The sequence below is a fragment of the Alkalispirochaeta americana genome, from assembly GCF_900156105.1.
Taxonomy (GTDB): domain Bacteria; phylum Spirochaetota; class Spirochaetia; order DSM-27196; family Alkalispirochaetaceae; genus Alkalispirochaeta; species Alkalispirochaeta americana.
Genome location: NZ_FTMS01000004.1, coordinates 28,422 through 47,775, shown reverse-complemented (window position 1 = coordinate 47,775; position 19,354 = coordinate 28,422). Strand labels below are relative to the sequence as shown.

Sequence of the window (19,354 nt, the reverse complement as noted above, 5' to 3'; positions counted from 1 at the left end):
TTTCGTCTGATTGAAGGAGACAGATTTTATGACCACAGGAAGATTTCAGCAGACAGGACACGCCATGGTGCGCTATCTCATCCCGGCAACGATCGTTCTTGCTGCAGTTCTGGCTGGATGCGCCAACCCCATGGGCTCCAGCACACGTTCCGGAGGGACGACTGATCTTGTAGGGGATGTGGCGCCAACACCCATCACCATAACCTTTGTGCTGGATACGGATGCCGGCGAGGGTATGACACTTTCTACCAGCCACTCTGCCCCGGCACCCATTGCGGCAACCGCCGGCGTTCCCCTTCGGCTTGATCAGGGGATCGGCTTTACGGCAACAGGGCCTGGTCCGGGAGGGGGGGCATTGACCTACCATGCTTCGGGCTGGTCGACAGAGCCCTATAGTTCACAGTATGAACGCATAATGAATCCAAGCTCTTCAGAGCCCGATGATGGCTGGTATCTTCCAGGCTTCGAGGCGACCTTTAACGAAAATACTACCCTCTATATCCGCTGGCTGCCGGAGTTTGACAACATTGCCGCGCAGGTGACCTTTGTCGAACCAGGAACCGGAACGAGGACGGTTGATGGACCAGTGATGCACCTTCGTGACGTACTTCCCTTTGAGCGCACGGCCTACTTTCAGGATGCCCTTTCGGCTCCGTGGACGGTGAGCTCCAACCAGCGCGTCTGGGAATGGAAAAGTGAAACCGTTTCCTACTCCAGAAACGCCAATAGCCCCCCTGCCGGGACTCCCGCAGTGTGGCAGTTTGTGTTCAATAATGGAGGTGAATATTTAGCAACCTTCGCTGCCAACGGGTCTGGTCCAGTTGCGGGTCTGCGCCCAGTGAGCATTACCTACACGCCACGACAGGTGTACACCATAACCTTCGATGCCAACGGTGGAACCATGTCCAGTGGTGTGGTAACTCGCGACGCATTTGCTGATATACCGATTGCCAACAACGTTGGCTGGTGGGGCATGAGCAGTGAGACACAGCTACCTGAACCCACGCGGGGTAACCTGACCTTCGCCAACGACTGGTTTTTCGATCCAGATTACAGCGGAGACGACTGGTTTACCAATGCTACAGCAGATACCACTCTGTACGCCCAGTGGCAGACGGGAATTACGTTCGATCCCAATGGAGGTTCTCTGGCTGGCCTTTCTCAGCACGTTCAAACTACGATTCTTACGAATGTGACCGCCGACGGCGTAGCCATGGTTATTGAGGCTCCGGGGATTAGTACAGCTCGCGCCCAGCACGACGTTTTTGGTGGCTGGTTTACCGAGCAGGGTGATGCACCGGAATTCTTTGTCTCGAACAAGGTTTCCACTGGAGCAAATAGCTCGGATTCGTTCACCATCGACTCTGTGACGGGACCTCTGACACTGTATGCTGGCTGGATTCCGCAGTATGAAATTGGTGAAGTACTGCCAGGCAATCAAGGCATTATCTTCCATATCCTTGGGGGCAGCGAGCCTCAGAGAACACAGCCCCAAAGCAATGAGCTTGTTGAAGCGTCTATCACAAATGAAAGCACAAACTGGCGTTTTCTTGCTGTGGCACCAGTCGAAGAACCTGAGGATACGGTCCAGAACCCAAATCCTAATCCGGGTTGGTTATCATCAGGAACAGATTGGCAAACCGTTTTTACTACAGACCCTGGGTCAGGCAACGCAGCCCATGGAAAGTTCGACCTCCTTAAGACGCTCGATGTGTTAGGCGGTGGCCGACCTTCCACGGCAGAAATCATCGCTTGGGCAGGTTCTGGTCATGGTAGTGAGACGGTAGCAAGACAAGCACGAGAATCAGACATTGGGGGACTCAAACCAACCACTATTACAGATCTGAATGCGGTCTGGTACTTGCCATCAGCGTCCGAGTTAATTGAAATAGCAAATGCCCGCAATTCTGCGGGAACATCAGTATGGGAAATCGCAGGAATGAGATTCGGTTCTGGCGCAACTCGCCAATACTGGACTTCTACCACGTATAATGGCGGATATGGACATGGAGACATGAACGGTAATGCCTTTTTCGTTCATGTGTCTGACTCAGCATCCGTGACACCTCAGGCAGGAACCAGATCGCGGAGCAATGGCGGTACTAACAGTCCGCGAGTCCGCCCCGTCCGCCGCTTCTGATATTCTGGCAGCGGACGGAGTCAACGGGTCCCGGTCTCGGGGAGGGCTTTCCCCTCCCCGAGGCCAGGGCATTGGAGGGAAGGCGCGGCTAGTCTATGTCGCCGTTTCCTTCGTCATCGTCATCGTCATCGTCATCGTGTTCCCAGTATTCCCAGTAGACCCCCGCCGGTTCGGCTCCGACCGTCATGGTTGCTTCTTCCCTGGAGTCGGACGCGTAAAAACGAGTAACCACGCGGTTCCATCCTTGTCGGAGGTCCAGGTTCACAACAAGAGGAATAACGTCCTCGCACTCATCTTCGTCCTCGCACTCGTCGTCCTCAATGGTACCCCGGAACGAAGTATCGGCAGTGACGTACCACCATTCAACATCAATTATCTCCTCGAATATGTCATTCCCGTCATCGTCTTCCTCCCAGTCGTAGTACTCGCGGTAGATCTCCCCCAGGGTTTCTTGATAGCCAACTACAGTTATCTCGAGAAACGCGATCCTTGCCTCGGGGTCACTCCAAGTAAAATCGTCGGAATCAAGGATGGCGGATATAACAGACATACCATCCGTATCCTCTGGCGCTGTGATTTCCATAGCTGGGAAATCCCCGGTAACCTCTGGACGACTGGTAATAGGGAAGGACATGCCTCCGGGGATATTAATCCTCGCCTCGATTGTAGCGCTTTGTTCGCTGGGCCACCCCCAGATCTCCCCGACAGGCAGGGTAAAAGACTCTCCCAGGTGGCCCGGGTTTGCCTTGGAACTGGAACTGCTGCTGCTACTGACCAGATCATCACAGGACACAAGAACCACGGCCAGGGCAGTAAACATAACAGCAAGAATCGATTTACATACTTTGTTTTTCACAAAAATCTCCCTTAAAATGTTTTTTTGTCGTTTTCAATCCTTGTAGAGCTACAGATACATGGCTTGTGCCCTCCTGGTCAGGTCTATCTTTTTCTCGGAAACGGGATCACCGAGGCAACGCCCAGTGAGACTATATCCCCGTCTCCGGGAAAAACCGGATTTTTAGATAAAAAAATACATAATTTTTTTGGTAATATAATACAGCTGGCCCCGCTGCCAGGGGAGCCACAAAGGAGACACAAAAAAACCGGCAGGATCGCTCCTGCCGGCTGGTGTGAGAAAGAGCCCGGTGCCGGGCCTGGAGAAGAGAGGTTACGCCTCCTGGGGAAGAACCTGGTTCAGGATAATACCGGTAACGGCAGCAAGAACCATAGCGCTCAGCTCCAGCCCTTCCACAACGGTGAAAGCCACGCCGCCCACGCCGATAACCAGGATCACGCTGGCAATAATCAGGTTGCGCGGCTTGATAAGACTCACCTTGCCCTCGATAAGCGTGCGGATACCAACCCCGGCGATCATACCGTAGAGCAGGATCGACACACCCCCGATAACAGGCCCGGGAATCGACTGAATGAGAGCCTCAACCTTGGGGATAAAGGCCATAACGATAGCCCAGATTGCACCCATACTCACCACAAAGGTAGCGTGCACACGGGTGATCGCCAGAACACCAATGTTCTCGCCGTAGGTTGTGAGCGAGGGACCACCGAGCAGACCCGAGATAATCGTGGCCACACCGCCTCCGTAGAGAGTGGGGGCAATACCGGGATCGGTCTTCATATCGCGATCAATGGTATTCCCGATAGCCAGGATATCACCGATATGCTCGATAACGGAGACGATCGCCGCAGGGGTGACGATCAGGAGCACCTGGGGGCTGAACTTGGGCAGGGTAAAGCCGGGAAGCCCGATAAAGGAAGCCTGGGCGATGCCGCTGAAATCAACCAGCCCCAGAAAAGTGGCGGCGATATACCCGATAACCAGACCACCCAGAATGGGAACAACCTTGATGATTCCCTTGCCGAACATGGTGATTCCCACGGCGGCGAGGAGGGTGAGAACAGCAACTCCCCAGTGACCACCGGCCATGCCCATTGCCACAGGAGCAAGGCCCAGTCCGATAACCATAATGACCGGCCCGGTAACGATGGGCGGAAAAACCTTGGCCACCCGCTCGGGACCAATCCACTGAACCAGGAGCCCCACCAGGACGTAGACAATACCGGCACCGATGATACCCGCCTGGGCATGCTGCAGACTCAAGGTCTCGGCAGCGATAAGCAGGGGAGCAATGAAGGCGAAGGAGGACCCCAGAAAACCGGGGACGCGACCCTTGGTGAAGAAATGGAAGATCAGGGTACCCACACCAACGGCAAAAAGGGTGGCCGATACGTTCAAACCGGTGATAACCGGAACCAGAACGGTGGCGCCCAGCATGGCCATGGTGTGCTGAAGGCCGATCAGTACCTTCTGGGGTGTGGAAAAGCGGCCGGAGATGTCTCTCCCCTCGCGGAACTCAAGGTCGTAGTCTTTTTCCTGGCCGGGATCAGGTCGATTCGAATTATCGGACATCGTCAGCTCCTTCTGATGTGATCCCTCAATGGTACGTACACTTTCCTTTTGGCGCAAGGAAAAGTTTTTCCATCCTCTTCTTTTCCTCTCCTGGCCGCCAGACCGCCAGCCTGCCCGCCAGCCAGACCGCCGGCCAGTCCGATCTGGCGCTGGGGGCGAAATTTGATACATCCCCATGTTTCAGGTGTTCAGATTTTGGACAAAAGGGGGAAAAAAGTTGCCGGCACCCGGGATGACTGGTAGAATCTGACAATCGAAGCAACTAAAAAAGTGGAATCCTTTTATGGCCGTGATAGTAGTATCGATAACAATATATTCCGTGCATCTCTCTATTGGCCCTGCGGGGGTGGCCTGTTATGGAAAGCTTGAGCCCTGTCATCGCCACCGATGACACACGGTGTGTCAACTGTCACCGTTGCATCTCGGTGTGTCCGGTAAAGTACTGTATCAACGGCAGCGCCGATGCCGTTGCCGTGAATCACGAAGCCTGCATCGGCTGTGGAAGCTGCATCGCCGTATGCCGCCACGGAGCGCGTACGCCCCTTGATCAGGCCGGGGCATTTTTTGCCGACCTTCGGGCCCGGATCCCCCTGGTGGTTCTGGTGGCACCCTCGGTAGCCTCGGTATTTCCCGGGAACTATCTGCGCCTGAACGGATTCCTCCGCTCCCTGGGAGCGGCTGCCGTCTTCGATGTGAGTTTTGGTGCAGAACTCACGGCTCGCTCCTACGTGGATTATCTGGAGCGGGAGCAGCCAAAAACGCTCCTGGCCCAACCCTGTCCGGCGATCGTCTCCTACATTGAGCTCCTTCGTCCCGAGCTCCTGCCCTATCTTGCTCCTCTGGAGAGCCCCATGGGCCACACCGCCAGGATGATCCGCCGGTTTTACCCCGACTACGCCGATCACCGGATCGCCGCGCTCTCGCCCTGTCTGGCCAAGAAACGGGAGTTCGAGGAAACGGGGCTGATCGACTACAACGTAACCTTTGCCTCGCTGGCGACCTATCTGGAAAACACCGGAATATCCCTGGCCGATTACAACCGGGAACCCTACACAAGCCCGCCCGCCGAACGGGGAGTTCTCTTTTCCTCTCCCGGAGGACTTCTGCGGACGGTGGCACGGGAAAAACCCGGAGTGGCAGAAGGGGTCAGAAAGATCGAAGGGCCCGACCAGGTCTATCCCTATCTGAATCAGCTTGAAGAGGTCCTGGCGGCGGGAGACAATCCCCTCCTGGTGGACTGTCTGAACTGCTCCCTGGGGTGCAACGGCGGGCCCGGCACGACCTCGGGAAACCGTTCCATCGATCTTCTGGAAGCACCCCTGGAAGCACGCCTTCGCGAGCATACGGGCGGTACCCCCGCCGACCCGGCGGCGATCAGGCAGCTCGTGGACCAGTATTGGGAGCCCGGTCTCTACCACCGAACCTACCAGGACCGCAGCGAGTATGCCCTTCTCTCCGAACCTTCGCCGGAAGAGATGGAAGAGATCCTGCGGGAGATGCACAAGTATGGCCCGGAGGATATCTACCACTGCTCCTCCTGCGGATACAACGACTGCTACGCCATGGCAAAGGCGATTTTCAACGGCATCAACCGCCCTCAAAACTGCCACTTCTTCCAGAAAAAAGAGATCAACCGCCTCCACGACGATCAGAAACGGACCATGGAGGAGATGATCGAGCAGCAAAAGGAGTACGTGCGGCAGCGCACACGGTCCATTCAGAGCCTGCTCGATTTCTCGGGCCAGGGGTTCCTCTCGTTCGGGTCGGACCTGCGGGTCCGCCCGGAGTACTCCCGGGAGTGTCACGAGATTTTCGGGAAGGAGATCGAGGGAGAGAATCTGGCTGCGCTCCTCTACGATAACAGCCGGGACCGGGAGGATCTTGCCGACGCCCTGGCGCTGATCTTCAACGGGGCCTCCACGGCCGATGTTGTTTTTGGTCTTCTGGACAAAGAGCTGGTGATCCGGGAGAAGCAGATCGAGATTGATTATCGTGCAATCGATCACACAGTGATCATGTGCTCCCTGGTGGACGTGACAGAACAACGGATGCTGGAAGAACAGATTACCCGGGTAAACCAGCTTCGGGAGATGCTCCTGGCGGTGGTAATTAACAGGGATCAGTTTGCCGCCCTGGTTCGGGAAGCAGACCGACTCTTTGAACTTCTGAACGCCCTGGTTGCCCGGGGGCTGGATCAGGCACCGCACCACGCTCTGGAAGGAGCACTGCGGGAGGTTCACACCTTCAAGGCCAACGCGGCCTATTTGAAACTCCGGAAAACCGAAGCCGCAGCCCACGCCCTGGAAGATGCCCTGAACGATTTCATGATCCTCGCCGACGCGCCGTCGGTCCAGGAAGGGCTGGAGGAGCTATCGGGGCAGTACCGGCAGGAGCTCTTTATGGTGAAGGAAAACCTGGGGGCTGAATGGATCGCTCCCGATGAAACCCTGGTCATTCCCCGGCTCCAGCTTCTGGAACTGGAGCACCAGCTACAGGAAGGAGAACTCCACCCGGGGGTTCTGGCCGATCACCTGAGGAAACTCCAGATGGTCCCCTTTGCTCCCCTGGTGGACCGGTTGCGACGGCTTGCCCAGGATCTGGCCTCGGGCCGGGGAAAGCGACTGGCAGATCTTCAGTTTCAGGGGGACAATTTCCTGCTGGACCGGGAAAACTACGAAGCCCTCTCCCACGCCGCCACGCATCTCCTGCGCAACATGGTGGATCACGGTATCGAGCGGCCTCATCAGCGGGAGCGGGCCGGAAAGCCCGCCCAGGGCCAGATCACCCTGGGCTGCACTGTGGAGAAGGGGGCCGTCTCGCTCTCTTTTGAGGATGATGGTGCCGGGTTCGACATAGAGGCGATCGGGAAGATCGCCCGGGAAAAGGGGTTGATCCAGGCCGATGCACAGCTCGATACCACGAACCTGCTGAAATTGGTCTTCAGCAGTGGCTTTTCCACGGCTGGCCAGGTTTCGGCGGTGTCGGGCCGCGGTGTGGGGCTGGCTGCGGTGAAGGAGGAAGTAAAGGGCTTGGGAGGCCGGTTGTTTCTCAAGACCCGCCTCGGAAAAGGATCGCGATTTACCATCGTAATACCACTCCAGAAAGGAGTTCAGGAGGCATCATGAAAGCTGAGTACGCCAATGTCTTTATCACCAGCGCCGTCACGGTATTCCAGAAGGAACTGGGGATAAAAATGACCCGGGAGAGCCTGGTCCGCAAGGAGGCACCCCTGCCGGGCCTGCCCGTTTCCATCGTGATCGGGATAACCGGCTCGGTGCGGGGCCAGGTGGTCTATTCCCTGGACCAGAGTTTCGCCCAGGATATCGCCCACGTGATGATGCCCAACAAGCTTCCCAGCGAACTGCGAAAGCTTGTGAACAGCGCCGTGGGGGAGATCGCCAATATGGTGACCGGCCAGGCCAGCATCAAGCTTGCCGGGCAGGACAACATCATTCACATCACACCGCCGGCGGTTTTTACCGGATCGGATCTGCAGGTTGATTTTCTTGAGGTGCCCACGATCTGTCTCCGTCTTCTTTCGGAGATGGGGGTTCTGGAGATCAACATCGGTATTCTGGGTAGTCAGGAGGAACAATGAAACGCGGGTTGATCGTCGACGATGCAGCGATCATGCGGGTCCGTCTGCGGGATATCCTGGAAGAAGCCTTTCAGATTGTGGCCGAGGCAGGTGACGGTGCCGAGGCGGTGCGGATGTACGAGAACCACCGCCCCGATTTTGTAACTCTCGATATCTCCATGCCCCACCAGAGCGGAGTGATCGCTCTGGAAAAGATCCGCGCCCTGGATTCGGAGGCCAAAATTGTGATGGTCAGTGCTGTTGGCCAGAAACGGCAGGTGATCGAGGCCCTGCAGAAGGGCGCCTCGGACTTTATCATCAAGCCCTTCGAGAGTGACCGGGTACTCCAGGCGGTGAACCGGCTTTTTCAGTAACGCCCGAGCCTGCCCTGAAACTGCCCGATCCTGCTTCGATCCGGCCTCGAGCTGCTGGCGCAGTTCGGGACCGGCTCAGGATGCCTGATCGCCGCTGGCGCAGTACTTGGCGTATCTGCCGGGGCTCATGCCGCTCCAGCGGCGAAAGACCTTGCAAAAGTGAGCCTGGTCGCAGAAGCCCAGATTGATGGCCAGGTCCGTGAGTGAGGTGTACTGGCGGCTTCGGATGAGGTGGCGCGCCCTGGCGCAGGTCCTGATCGCTGCGTACTCCCGGGGAGTGTAACCGGTACAGCCCTTGCAAGCCCGCTCCAGGTTTCTCAGGGAGCATCCCTGGCACCGGCTAAGACGGGCAAGTTCTCGCTTGCCGGGAATCTGAACTTCTTCCAGTTCTTTGAAGAATGCTGTATTAGCCAATGCAGTGGGGTCCGATGACGATTCGCTTACCAGGCTCATCAGATAGTGTTGAATCCGATCCACGGCCTCCGGAGGGGGCTTGGTAAGGCAGCTTTCCAGGATGGTTCGGTGCTCGTGTTGCACCTCCCTGATGTAGAGGTCCGGGAAGAAGGTCTTGTCTTGCTCCGGGGTAAAGAGCTTCAGCGCACGGGCTGCTCCCGGTTTCAGACAGACTCCCACCAGCAACCCGATGTGGCTGAAGGATACCCGAAGAGGCTCTCTGAGAGGCGTCGATGCCCAGACAGGAGGAGCAGGGTTTTGCTTTTCTTCGGATAGACCGACAAAGCATTCCCCCTGGCGGTGAATGAAGAGAAAGGTGTCTGTATCGGGCATGAGCAGGCGTTCCATCCTGTTTTGGGCTGAGTAATCGGAAAGACTCCAGAAATAACGGAGGTAGTTCTGGAGCTGCTCCCGGGGTTCGTATTTTTGATACTCCATTTTCATATCTCACTGCGGATCTTACCCGCCCGGGGTGACAGAAAACCCGAAACTTGTCGCGTTCATACAAGTTCCTGCCTGGTGAAACCAGATAGGATTGCTCCTGAAATTAGGTATAACGAATATAGTTAGTTATGTCTACGTAAGTTCTGGAGAGACTATGATCAACTTGTTACAGGGGAGAGCGGCTCTCCTGATTACCATAGGCCTTGCAATCATCTCAGTCCGTGATACTGCGGGTGAAGAGATTCGGGAGGAAGAAGATCGGGGCCGCCACGAGATCGTCCTGGTTGAACCGGAGATGGAAGCGGACGATATCGTTCTGGATGATATCACCGTTACCGCGCTGCGGGTCAGGAAGCGCCTGAAGGATACCCCGGTCTTTACCGAAGTGATCAGCAGGGACGACATTCAGCGATCCAACGCCTCGACTGTTTCGGATGTGCTGGAAGATCATGGCCTGATGTTTACCTCCAACGCCATGGGGGACTACATCACCATTCAGGGCATGGGTGGCAGTCGGGTTCTGTTCCTGGTGGATGGACGAAGGGTTCCCGGCCGGGTTGCCCGGCGGTTGAATGGGGCAACCCTTCCTGTGGGTGACGTGGAACGGATCGAGATCGTTCGGGGTTCGCAGTCGGCTCTCTACGGATCTGACGGGATCGGGGGCGTGATCAACGTTGTCACCGTGCCTCCTTCGGGGGATCGGTCTCTTACCGTCCGGGTAAGAAATTCCGGGCTTCCTCCGTACAAAGACCCCGATGGGGACAATAATTCCTCCGGGGATGCATCGGCCTTTCGGGAGCAGACCGTGGCAGCCCAGGCGACCTTTTCTGCGGGGCCCCTGGAAAATCGGATAACCCTCGATGGAGGGAAAGGAGAACTCTACCTTGATGAGCGGGGGGCCCGCTCGATCCTTCCCGAATATCGCCGGATCAAGGCGGGATTTGAATCACGGTTGGCTCTGGCCGAGGCGGGAGACCTCCGGCTTGGTGGCAGTCTCCTCTCGCTGCGTTCCGATGAGCAGACAAACTTTCAGGGAAGTTTGAGCCGCCAGGATATCAGCCGCGTCGAAGGGTTTGTTAAGGGTGAGTATTTTCAGGGTGACCGGATATCGTGGCAGGGTCAGATCTACAACCATTATTACCAAAGGGATCGGGAACAGTACTCGGGGATTCTTGGAACCTGGAGCTCGGGCGATACGGAGCGGGAAAATATTCTTGCGGGAGACCTCTACGCCACCATGGACATACAGGATGACCTGATGGTCGTGGCTGGCATGGAGGCGAGCCTGAACACCATGGAACGGGACGTCCTCACCCTGGGAGGAAGGGGCGGAGAGGTTTCCCGCAACGGACAGGCCCTGGTGGTGCAGGGGGAATGGTATCACGAGGGGCAGCATTCACTGGTTCTGGGCATGAGGGTGGAGCGGGATTCCCGGTACGGCTATGCAGCGGCACCCCGCCTGGCGGCCATGTATTATCTGGCAGAGGAACTTCGGCTTCTGGGAGGTCTGGGTCTGGGATACCGGGCCCCTGATTTCAACGATCTCTATCTGTACAATAACCAGATCTCGGCCATGCCCTATACGATCGCGGGAAATCCCGACCTTGATCCGGAATACAGTCTGGGGGGGAATCTGGGTCTCGAGTACGTCGCCGGAACGTTCTTCTTCCAGATCAACGCCTACTACACCGAGCTCTACCGGGAGATCATGTATCGCGATACCGGAAAAGAGGATACCCAGAGCGGGAAGATCATATACCGCACAGAAAACCTGGATCGAAGTCTCCGGACTGGTCTGGACCTGGAGGGCCGAATCGGTCTGGGCAGGAGAGGATACCTCTCGGGAGCAGCGGGGTATCTCTTTGCCTACAACCGGAGCGAGACGTCCCTGATTCGGGAGGAACCCTTTCTCACGGCCCGGGGCCGTTGGGGCTTTGACGATCCTGCCAGGGGACTCTCGTTCCGTTTGTCCGGTCTCTATTGGTCTCCTCTGGACCCTGATGAGAGAGGGAGCAGCGGGGATCACCGTTACCGCCTTGATCTGCAGGGATCAAAGGAGATTGGTCAGGCCCTCTCGATCTTTGCAGCGGTGGAGAATATCACGGGATACATCAACTCGAACCTGGGGCCCTACTACGGACCCCTCTTTACGATCGGATTTGAGGCGATCTTCTAGAAAAATTGTGTGGTCGCCACGAAAGGAGTCAGAATGAAAGCAGTGATCAGGATGAGAGAAGGGGTCCCTTCCTTCGGAAAGGGTGTCCTCGTGGGGTTGCTTGGGGTAGCGCTGACGGTTCTGGCCGGATGTGATGCCTTCGATTCCGGGAGCAGCAGTTCCTCCCGACGGTCACAGGGCACGGTGGCCCTGACAGTTCCCGATGGTGGCATCCGGTTTGTCACCCTTGCAACGGGGAGCGTCTCTGCCAGCGGTGATGAGGACCTTGCCGCCAGCGACCGGTGGGATCTGGCCCTGGACAGCGGAAGGTTTATCTATACCAACAGCGGGGCCACGGCGGACCATTACAGCTCCGGTGGCGAGGGTGGCGTGTGGTACACCGGCAAGACCAGCCTGGACGAGGTCCATTCCGTAACAGGAGCCACCTTTGCAGGAGTCTATAACACAGACGCCCTCCGGTGGATCGACTACCCAGCGATGATGGGCGGTTCCCGCCCGGTTCGAATGAATGTAATGACCTACGTGGGGTACGACAACGAGCCCCATTCAGACGGTACCGCCGATGGGAGCGAGAGCGATCCCTTCAGCGCGATCTTTCTGTATAACCAGGAGGAGTATTACTACAACGCCGGCGGAATGCCTCCTGATTTTCGCGTGAGGAACCGGGTGTACATTGTCCGGCACGGTGACGGAAGCGGTTACTCGGCGGTACAGGTTTCGGGTCTCGAAAACGGGGAGGATTCTTCCCGAATCTACGAGCTGCAGTACAAAGCGTTGCAGTAGGTCCCGGGAAGGAGTGCGCATGGATTGGTTTATTCAGGGCGGGTGGCCCATGTACCCCATCCTGGTTTCTTCAGTCCTTGCCCTGGCTGTCTCTGCGGAACGGACGATCTATTTCGTCCGTTCCATGGAGTGCCCGCAAGGGGTGATCAGAAACTGCAGAAATGGCGCCGTTGCCGATGGCCGGGGAGAGCTCTCCAGGCTGGCGACGATCTACGCCGCATCCCGTGATGAGCCCCGGGAAATCCTTGAAAAACGAGTGTCTCGGGGGGCCGCCGCCATGATTCGGGAGCTCAACCGGGGCCTCGGGGTGCTCTCGGCGATCGCGCACCTGGCACCCCTCATGGGGCTCTTTGGAACGGTGCTGGGGATGATTGGTGTTTTTCAGGGGATCGAGGCAAGCGGAGGGAGGGCCGAGATTCATTTCCTGGCGGGAGGAATCCGGGTTGCGCTGTTTACAACTGCTTTCGGTCTGATGGTGGCGGTGCCCTCCATGACGGCTTTTCATATCTTTCACAGCCTCTCCCGCCGCAGGGCGGAGAGGATGGAGGATTTCATTGATGATCTGAACGATTTTTTCGGGCGTTCCGTCTCTTTTGACACCGACAGGAGGAGCGATCAGGAAAGGGACAGGGAGTCCTCCCGGGAGGAGTCTGACGAGGACTATGAAGCGGTTTGTAGCGTTCAGGTATCATGATCACCCCAAGGCGGTGAGCATCGATATGACACCTCTCATCGATGTGCTCTTCATGCTACTGCTCTTTTTTGTTCTTACCTCGGTCTTTGTGGATCCGGCTGTGCCCGTGAATCTTCCCCTTTCCAGGGAAAATTCGCCCCTCCCGGGGGAGGTCCCTGATATCGCCATAACAGTTGATGGCGGGGGTCGGTTAAGAGTGAACGGCGAGGGGGCCTGTCTTGAGTCGCTGGAGGTCTTTCTTTTTTCCTGGTTCGGATCTTTCCGCGATGATCCCGGGGAGGCATCACCGGTGGTCTCGATCCGGGGTGATGAGGGGGCCGCCTACGGGGTCATCTTTTCCGTGATCGATCTCTTGAAGGAGTTCGGCATAGAGCGAATCAATTTGTCGCACCGGACCGGAGACGCTGCGGGCAGTGATGAAATCTGGTGACCGATGAGATTTGGTGGAAGAGGAAGGGCCGCGGTGCTCTTTTCGCTGGTGGTTCACGGCCTGGTGCTGGCTGGCTTGTCGGGATATTCCCGGGGCGATCAATCTGCTCCGGGAGAAGCTCGGGAAATATCTCTTGCAATGGGATCCTGGCCGGAAGAGCGGGAGCGAATCCCCGCCCCGGGGGGAGACCTCCCCGAGAGAGTTGCCAAAGAACCCGACCGGATGCTTCCCGAGCCGGAGAGCCTGAAACCCGAAACTCGGGACAGCGAAGAAAAACCGGACCGGGAAGAGCCTTACGATCAGGAGGCGGATGTTTCCCGTGATCGGGAAGAAGAGCCCCTCGGAAATACCGAAGAAGCCAGCGAATCCGAGGGGGCCGGTGAGTCCGCAGGCTCCATCGAACCCGAAGAGACCGATGGCGTGCCGGGTGAGGCCTCCCGGAATATTCCGGACCAGAGAGGGCCCGAACCATCCCGGGAGGATCTTCTGGAGCGCTACATCGGTCAGGTCCGGACAGGGATAGAAAAGGCCCGGCAGTATCCCCTGGTGGCTCGCCGGAGAGAGCAGGAAGGGACCGTGGTGGTCCGGTTCTCTCTCTCTTCGGCGGGAACGATCGTGGAGGGGCCCGATATTCACAGTCCCTCCCGGTATCCTGCCTTGAACAGGGCCGCCCTGGAGGCGGTTACCCGTGCGGCTCCCTTTGCGGAGTTTTCCGAAGGGTTTTTGAGGGAGATTATCACCTTTGTTGTGCCAATTCATTTTCGGCTGGAGATATAAGATTCGGGCCCGGGGACCCGAAGGGCTGGATGCTGTTTTCAAGGAGCGTGTGGTGTCAGGGAGGAAAAACGATGGCTGAAGTTGCCCGATCTGCGGTTTCTGATCCGGGTCGATACAGGTTCTCCGGAACTGGGGGATCACGGGGGTTTTCCCTGTTTCTCGTGATGGTCTTTCTGTCTGGTGGAGGGCTCTGCCTCTTGGGAGTGATGATCGGGGCTGTCCCGCTGGAGCCCCGAGTGGTTCTGCGGGCGCTGGCGGGCAGGTCTCTTCCGGAAGAGGCTCAGGCCGTCGCCGTAATCTGGAGTTTGCGGTTGCCCCGGGTGATCATGGCTCTCCTGGTGGGAACCATGCTCGCCACATCGGGTACGGTGGTACAGGCGGTGTTCCGGAATCCCCTGGCCGATCCCTACATCATCGGTATTAGTGCGAGCGCCGTGGCTGGCGCTGTCCTGGCCTATTCGCTGGGCCTCTCCGAGGTGTGGTACGGGATTATCGGTTTTGGCATAAGTCTGGCCACGGCGCTGCTGCTTTTCCGGTTTGCCGCACGGGGAGACGGGCTCAGTGTCTCAACGCTTCTCATCGTGGGGGTAGCTGTGTCGTCTTTTCTGGGGGCCATGACTTCTTTCGCGATGTATGCGATCGGTGAGGACAGTTACCGGATAATTGTCTGGACCATGGGATATCTGGGAGGATCCACCTGGTCCCGCGTGGGGATCGCCTCTTTTCCAATGGTGTTGGCAACGACCTTCTTTGTGTATCGCCGCCATGAAATGGATGCCCTCATGTGCAGCGACGAGGAAGCTCACGCCATGGGCCTCAGGGTGGGAGCTCTGAAGAAAGAGCTTTTGGCGGTGAGCGCCCTGATTGTAGCCTTTTCCGTGGCCTTCTGCGGTATGATCGGCTTTGTGGGTCTTATCGTTCCCCACGCGCTCCGGTTGATTCTGGGTCACTCCAATACGCGACTGGTGATCGCCTCAGCCCTGGGGGGAGGAGTCTTTTTGCTGGTCGCCGACATTCTGGCGAGGACGCTTCTGGCTCCCACGGAGATTCCCATCGGAGTTGTGACGGCCTTCACGGGGGCGCCTTTCTTTATCGTTCTGGCCTGCCGCATGCGAAGTTCGGGGATGATCCTGTGATATCTGGTGAAGGGTCAGCGATCAGGCTCAGGGCCCGGGATGTATCTTTTGACTACCATCTCCGGCCCTGTTTGAAAAAGATCGGTCTGGATCTGCTGCCGGGAGAGATTCTGGGCGTTTTGGGGCCCAACGGATCGGGGAAATCAACCCTGCTCAAGACGATGTTCGGGCACCTGAAGGCCCGGGAAGGAGAGATCGAGCTTGCGGGTCTTTCCCTGGAGTCGCTGACACCCCGGGAGCGAGCACGAAAGGTCGCCTTTGTTCCCCAGAATTCGGGTTTACGGGCTCCCCTGACGGTATTTCAGGCTGTTCTTATGGGGAGATATTCCCGGAAGGGATTGCGATTTGGCGGGTATAGCGGCAGCGATTTCCGTCTGACAAGAGAGGTTTTGCGGGATCTGTCCCTCAGCGAGTTCATTCACCGGCCGGTAACAGAGTTATCGGGTGGTGAATTTCAGAAAGTTTTGCTGGCTCGAGCCTTTGTTCAGGAGGCTCCAGTTCTTTTTCTTGATGAAGCTACCAGTAATCTTGATATCCACCACACCCTTGAAATAATGGAAATCGTAAAAAACAAGGTCGCCAGGGAGGGCCTATCGGTTGTGTCGGTCATGCACGATCTGAACCTGGCTGCCTCCTGGTGTGATCGGATCGCCATTATGAAAGCGGGTGAGGTCTTTGTCTGCGGGGAGCCCGGGCAGGTGATCACCCGGGAGATTATACGGGAGGTTTACGGTGTCTCGCTGGTTGTTCACCACGACCAGGAGGGGATTCCCTACGTCCTTCCCAGGGTCTCCGCAGCGAGGGAGGTTTCCTGTGCGTGAGATTTCCCGACGTCTTCGCTCGCACCACGAGGCCCAGCACGCCATCGCTGATCTGCTTTCGATACCGGACCACCCCGGACCAGGGCACCCCTCGTCGGGACAACGCCCGCCGGGCCACCACCCCCGTGGTCCGGTTGCCGGAGGAGGCCAGAGGCCCGGAAGAGCCCCTTTGGTCGCTCACTTGCCCGGAGAATCCGGGGGCGATTCCTACGGGGCCTATTTCCACGTTCCCTTCTGTGATCGTCTCTGCAGCTTCTGCAACCTGAACCGGGAAAAAATAGGGGGAGATCCAGTCAGGGTTTTCTCACGTGCCAGGGAGTACGCCGGGGTCATTTGCTCCCAGCTTGAAGAGTGTCAGGGCCACCCCTTTTTTGGAGAGGGGCGGGTCGAAGCGCTGTATTTTGGCGGGGGAACTCCCACGGTGCTCTCGCCGGAAGATTTTTCAGCGGTCCTCTCTTCGGCAGAAGAGCTTTTCCGATATTCGTCGCAGTGTGAAATCACCGTAGAGACCACGCTTCACAATCTGGACGGGGAGATGCTGGATACCCTGGTGAGGGGCGGTGTGAACCGGTTGAGTCTTGGCGTTCAGACTTTCAGTGATCAGGGCCGGAAGGTCCTGGCCCGGAGCGGCGACGGTGAGCGCGCCTTTCGCCGGGTGGCAGAGATCAGAAAAAACTTTCCCGGAACTCTCTCGATAGATCTGATTTACAGCTATCCCGGTCAGACTCTGGAACATCTGGAAGACGATGCACGCCGAGCCATTGATCTGGGAGTGGATAGCGTCAGCTTCTACTCGCTCATGCTTCAGAAAGATTCCCCCCTGGAGAAGAGCGTGCGCGCCGGTGCGATTTCCTTCGATCGCACCCTCGAAACGGAAGAGAAGCTCCATCGCCGGTTTCTTTCCCTTCTCTACGGGGGCGGGTACGAGCTGCGGGAGCTTACGAAGGTTGTTCTGCCGGGACGTGATGCCTACCGTTACATCGATCTGATGTACGGCGCCGGAAGTGTTCTCCCCTTTGGAACGGGAGCGGGCGGCCGGGTTCCCGGGAAATGTCTCATGAGACCCCAGCCGGGGATGGTCATGGTTGCTCCGCGATCGGAGGCGGAAGAGGCGGCGAACCGTCTTTTGGGAACTCTTCAGAGAGGAATCTACCGACCCGAAGAGCTGGTGCCGGAGATCCTGATTATGGCTCGAACTGGTGGCCTCTCCCTGGAGAAGTCCCAACTCGGGGGGATAATCCGGAAGCATATTGAACGCTACCGGAGTGAGGGGCTGATGGATGCTGTAGCCCCGGGCGAGGCCCGGCTCACAGAGAGGGGCGTTTTCTGGGGGAACAACATAGCCGTCGATCTTCTTCGCGCTCTTCTCTCCCCTGAGGCATCCTTCAACCCGACGCAGAAAAAGAGAAAGGAAAAACCATGACGAGAAAAAAAAGAGTAGCCCTTCTGGCTCTGGGAATAATTGTTGCTGCGGGGGGATTTTTTCTGGCTCTTCCCTCCCTGGCGCGGTGGGGGGTGCGCCCCGAAGCCCGCTCGGGAGCATCCCCGGGAGGATCGTCCCGAGAACAGGGTGGCGGGGGATCGGCTGTCCCTGCCGGACCGGCAGGGTCCGACAGCTCCTGGCAAAGAGTTCAGGAGGGGCAGGATCTTTACATTGCCGACAGCCTGGGAAACCGGGTTCCCCTGCGCCCCTACGGGGAGATTATTGTCCTCGCAGCGGGCGCGGTGGAGACGATCTTTGCCTTGGGCGGGGGTGACCGGATTATTGCCACCGTGGAGAGCCGTATACCGATTGCTCCTGCCGAAGAGACTGCCCGGCTGCCCACGGTGGGTACCGTTTCCCGGGTGAGTCTGGAGCACCTCGTGATGGCTGATCCCGATCTGGTAATCGTGGACCCCATGAACCCGGATTTAGCCGGGACACTCTACTCCCGGGGCATTCCCGCCCTGGTCTATAACCCTGCTTCGGTGAAGTCTATTCTCGAGCACGCAGAGATTTTGGGTGATCTCACGGAAACGGGCCAGGAGGCGAGGGAGATGGTAATATCCCTGGAGTCTTTGCTAGAGCAACGCCAGAGGGATCGGGAGGGGCAACTTCCCCTGCGAGGACTCTTTATTTATACGGCCCACCCCATGCAGGCCTTTGCCAGTACTTCCCTGGCGGGAGACATCTTGCGGCTTCTGGGGGTGGAAAATCTGGCTGACCCGCTCACGGGGGCGAGGCCCATTGTATCTCCCGAGTATCTCCTGACAGCCGATCCCGACTTTATCTGGGGTGCCATGAGTCTGCAGAGTGTGGACGATATTCTTCTGGCTGATCAGGCCGTGGTGATGACCCGGGCCGGACGGGAGAAGAATATAGAGATCATTCCTTCCACCATGATCATGCGTGCCTCGGTCCATCTTCTGGAAGAGATGGAAAGGCTGGCGGAAAAACTTCCGCCACACCGATCACAGAGTTAGACCGTCAGGGAAGACAGGAGTCCGACACCGACGATAGGCCACGCAGGCAATCGAATATGTACATAGGCAGATAGCGAGGAGTGAGAGATGAAAACCATGATTGTTTATTCCAGCAGGACGGGAAATACCGAGACGATTGCCCGGGCCATACACCAGGAAATGCCCCGGGCAGAACTGTTCCCTGTGGAAGAGGCGCCCTCACCGGAGGGGTTTGACCTTCTTGTCTTGGGATTTTGGGTTGACAAGGGAACTGCCGATGTTGCAGCCCGGGAGTATTTGCAACGGGTGGGGACCACGCCAACGGCCCTCTTTGCTACCCTGGGAGCATATCCCGATTCGAACCATGCCCGGGAAAGCATGGAGCGTGCCTCGGAATTCCTTTCTGGGGCCCCTTTGGTGGGATCTTTTGTCTGCCAGGGTGCAGTGGATTCCAAGCTTCAGAATTGGATGGAGAGTCTCCCGCCTGATCATCCTCATGGACCTACCGAGGAACGTCTTAAACGGTGGCGCGATGCTTCAACCCATCCCGACGGGAAGGATTGTGAGGCTGCCCGGGTCTGGGCACGAGGGTTGATCCGCGAGGAAAGATCCTGATTCTGCCCTGAAACTGCCCCGAGGCGGGGCTCTGCGGGGAAGGGGAAAATGTGCTATTCTTGGC

17 protein-coding genes are annotated in these 19,354 nt (G+C 57.6%); 14 read left to right on the top strand and 3 right to left on the bottom strand.

The window, feature by feature from the left end; translation table 11 throughout:
* The first annotated feature begins 28 nt into the window (after window positions 1–28).
* Window positions 29–2,140 (top strand): InlB B-repeat-containing protein, encoded by a 2,112-nt coding sequence (locus BW950_RS04015; RefSeq protein WP_076488009.1) that lies wholly within the window; start codon window positions 29–31, stop codon window positions 2,138–2,140.
* 88 nt (window positions 2,141–2,228) lie between these two features.
* Here the strand turns inward: BW950_RS04015 and BW950_RS04010 are convergent, their stop codons facing one another.
* Together BW950_RS04010 and BW950_RS04005 are read right to left on the bottom strand one after the other, a co-directional pair.
* The gene (locus BW950_RS04010) at window positions 2,229–2,996 is read right to left on the bottom strand and encodes a hypothetical protein (RefSeq protein ID WP_076488008.1); all 768 of its coding nucleotides are present in this window, start codon (window positions 2,994–2,996) and stop codon (window positions 2,229–2,231) included.
* A gap of 312 nt (window positions 2,997–3,308) precedes the next feature.
* The gene (locus BW950_RS04005) at window positions 3,309–4,568 is read right to left on the bottom strand and encodes a uracil-xanthine permease family protein (RefSeq protein ID WP_083943706.1); all 1,260 of its coding nucleotides are present in this window, start codon (window positions 4,566–4,568) and stop codon (window positions 3,309–3,311) included.
* A gap of 356 nt (window positions 4,569–4,924) precedes the next feature.
* On the opposite strand from BW950_RS04005, the gene BW950_RS04000 reads away from it, so the two are divergent.
* The 3 genes from BW950_RS04000 to BW950_RS03990 are packed head-to-tail and all read left to right on the top strand — an operon-like array spanning window position 4,925 to window position 8,519.
* Window positions 4,925–7,693 (top strand): [Fe-Fe] hydrogenase large subunit C-terminal domain-containing protein, encoded by a 2,769-nt coding sequence (locus tag BW950_RS04000; RefSeq protein ID WP_076488007.1) that lies wholly within the window; start codon window positions 4,925–4,927, stop codon window positions 7,691–7,693.
* Entirely contained in the window at window positions 7,690–8,166 is a 477-nt protein-coding gene (locus BW950_RS03995) for a chemotaxis protein CheX (protein WP_076488006.1), read from the top strand. Before BW950_RS04000 ends, BW950_RS03995 begins: the two co-directional genes overlap by 4 nt.
* Window positions 8,163–8,519, top strand: a complete 357-nt coding sequence (locus BW950_RS03990) for a response regulator (protein ID WP_076488005.1) — start codon at window positions 8,163–8,165, stop codon at window positions 8,517–8,519. Before BW950_RS03995 ends, BW950_RS03990 begins: the two co-directional genes overlap by 4 nt.
* A gap of 75 nt (window positions 8,520–8,594) precedes the next feature.
* Here the strand turns inward: BW950_RS03990 and BW950_RS03985 are convergent, their stop codons facing one another.
* Window positions 8,595–9,410 carry a helix-turn-helix domain-containing protein gene (locus tag BW950_RS03985; RefSeq protein ID WP_076488004.1) on the bottom strand — a complete coding sequence of 272 codons (816 nt, stop codon included), beginning with the start codon at window positions 9,408–9,410 and terminating at the stop codon, window positions 8,595–8,597.
* 160 nt (window positions 9,411–9,570) lie between these two features.
* Here BW950_RS03985 and BW950_RS03980 point away from each other — a divergent pair, with 160 nt between their 5' ends.
* From BW950_RS03980 to BW950_RS03935, 10 genes are all read left to right on the top strand, one after another.
* Window positions 9,571–11,592 carry a TonB-dependent receptor plug domain-containing protein gene (locus BW950_RS03980; RefSeq protein ID WP_076488003.1) on the top strand — a complete coding sequence of 674 codons (2,022 nt, stop codon included), beginning with the start codon at window positions 9,571–9,573 and terminating at the stop codon, window positions 11,590–11,592.
* Window positions 11,593–11,625: 33 nt separating this feature from the next.
* Complete coding sequence (locus BW950_RS03975; RefSeq protein WP_076488002.1) at window positions 11,626–12,375, top strand: HmuY family protein; 750 nt, start codon at window positions 11,626–11,628, stop codon at window positions 12,373–12,375.
* 19 nt (window positions 12,376–12,394) lie between these two features.
* Window positions 12,395–13,069, top strand: a complete 675-nt coding sequence (locus tag BW950_RS03970) for a MotA/TolQ/ExbB proton channel family protein (protein WP_076488001.1) — start codon at window positions 12,395–12,397, stop codon at window positions 13,067–13,069.
* Entirely contained in the window at window positions 13,038–13,499 is a 462-nt protein-coding gene (locus tag BW950_RS03965) for an ExbD/TolR family protein (RefSeq protein WP_076488000.1), read from the top strand. Before BW950_RS03970 ends, BW950_RS03965 begins: the two co-directional genes overlap by 32 nt.
* A 3-nt stretch (window positions 13,500–13,502) precedes the next feature.
* Entirely contained in the window at window positions 13,503–14,276 is a 774-nt protein-coding gene (locus BW950_RS03960) for an energy transducer TonB (protein ID WP_083943704.1), read from the top strand.
* Between the two features lie 71 nt (window positions 14,277–14,347).
* Window positions 14,348–15,412: a FecCD family ABC transporter permease gene (locus BW950_RS03955; RefSeq protein ID WP_083943703.1), complete on the top strand. Its 1,065-nt coding sequence runs from the start codon at window positions 14,348–14,350 to the stop codon at window positions 15,410–15,412.
* Window positions 15,409–16,233, top strand: a complete 825-nt coding sequence (locus BW950_RS03950) for an ABC transporter ATP-binding protein (protein ID WP_159438714.1) — start codon at window positions 15,409–15,411, stop codon at window positions 16,231–16,233. The genes BW950_RS03955 and BW950_RS03950 overlap by 4 nt, the downstream gene beginning before the upstream one ends.
* Window positions 16,226–17,656: a coproporphyrinogen-III oxidase family protein gene (locus tag BW950_RS03945; RefSeq protein ID WP_159438713.1), complete on the top strand. Its 1,431-nt coding sequence runs from the start codon at window positions 16,226–16,228 to the stop codon at window positions 17,654–17,656. Before BW950_RS03950 ends, BW950_RS03945 begins: the two co-directional genes overlap by 8 nt.
* Window positions 17,653–18,696, top strand: a complete 1,044-nt coding sequence (locus BW950_RS03940; RefSeq protein WP_076487997.1) for an ABC transporter substrate-binding protein — start codon at window positions 17,653–17,655, stop codon at window positions 18,694–18,696. The genes BW950_RS03945 and BW950_RS03940 overlap by 4 nt, the downstream gene beginning before the upstream one ends.
* 87 nt (window positions 18,697–18,783) lie before the next feature.
* Window positions 18,784–19,290 carry a flavodoxin family protein gene (locus tag BW950_RS03935; protein ID WP_076487996.1) on the top strand — a complete coding sequence of 169 codons (507 nt, stop codon included), beginning with the start codon at window positions 18,784–18,786 and terminating at the stop codon, window positions 19,288–19,290.
* Window positions 19,291–19,354 lie beyond the last annotated feature (64 nt).

Coding starts and splice junctions, on each gene's coding strand:
- BW950_RS04000 (WP_076488007.1), top strand. CDS start 4,925: ATGGAAAGCTTGAGCCCTGTCATCGCCACCGATGACACACGGTGTGTC.
- BW950_RS03980 (WP_076488003.1), top strand. CDS start 9,571: ATGATCAACTTGTTACAGGGGAGAGCGGCTCTCCTGATTACCATAGGC.
- BW950_RS03965 (WP_076488000.1), top strand. CDS start 13,038: ATGAAGCGGTTTGTAGCGTTCAGGTATCATGATCACCCCAAGGCGGTG.
- BW950_RS03940 (WP_076487997.1), top strand. CDS start 17,653: ATGACGAGAAAAAAAAGAGTAGCCCTTCTGGCTCTGGGAATAATTGTT.
- BW950_RS03935 (WP_076487996.1), top strand. CDS start 18,784: ATGAAAACCATGATTGTTTATTCCAGCAGGACGGGAAATACCGAGACG.
- BW950_RS03960 (WP_083943704.1), top strand. CDS start 13,503: ATGAGATTTGGTGGAAGAGGAAGGGCCGCGGTGCTCTTTTCGCTGGTG.
- BW950_RS03955 (WP_083943703.1), top strand. CDS start 14,348: ATGGCTGAAGTTGCCCGATCTGCGGTTTCTGATCCGGGTCGATACAGG.
- BW950_RS04015 (WP_076488009.1), top strand. CDS start 29: ATGACCACAGGAAGATTTCAGCAGACAGGACACGCCATGGTGCGCTAT.
- BW950_RS03975 (WP_076488002.1), top strand. CDS start 11,626: ATGAAAGCAGTGATCAGGATGAGAGAAGGGGTCCCTTCCTTCGGAAAG.
- BW950_RS03990 (WP_076488005.1), top strand. CDS start 8,163: ATGAAACGCGGGTTGATCGTCGACGATGCAGCGATCATGCGGGTCCGT.
- BW950_RS03995 (WP_076488006.1), top strand. CDS start 7,690: ATGAAAGCTGAGTACGCCAATGTCTTTATCACCAGCGCCGTCACGGTA.
- BW950_RS03970 (WP_076488001.1), top strand. CDS start 12,395: ATGGATTGGTTTATTCAGGGCGGGTGGCCCATGTACCCCATCCTGGTT.
- BW950_RS03985 (WP_076488004.1), bottom strand. CDS start 9,410: ATGGAGTATCAAAAATACGAACCCCGGGAGCAGCTCCAGAACTACCTC.
- BW950_RS04005 (WP_083943706.1), bottom strand. CDS start 4,568: ATGTCCGATAATTCGAATCGACCTGATCCCGGCCAGGAAAAAGACTAC.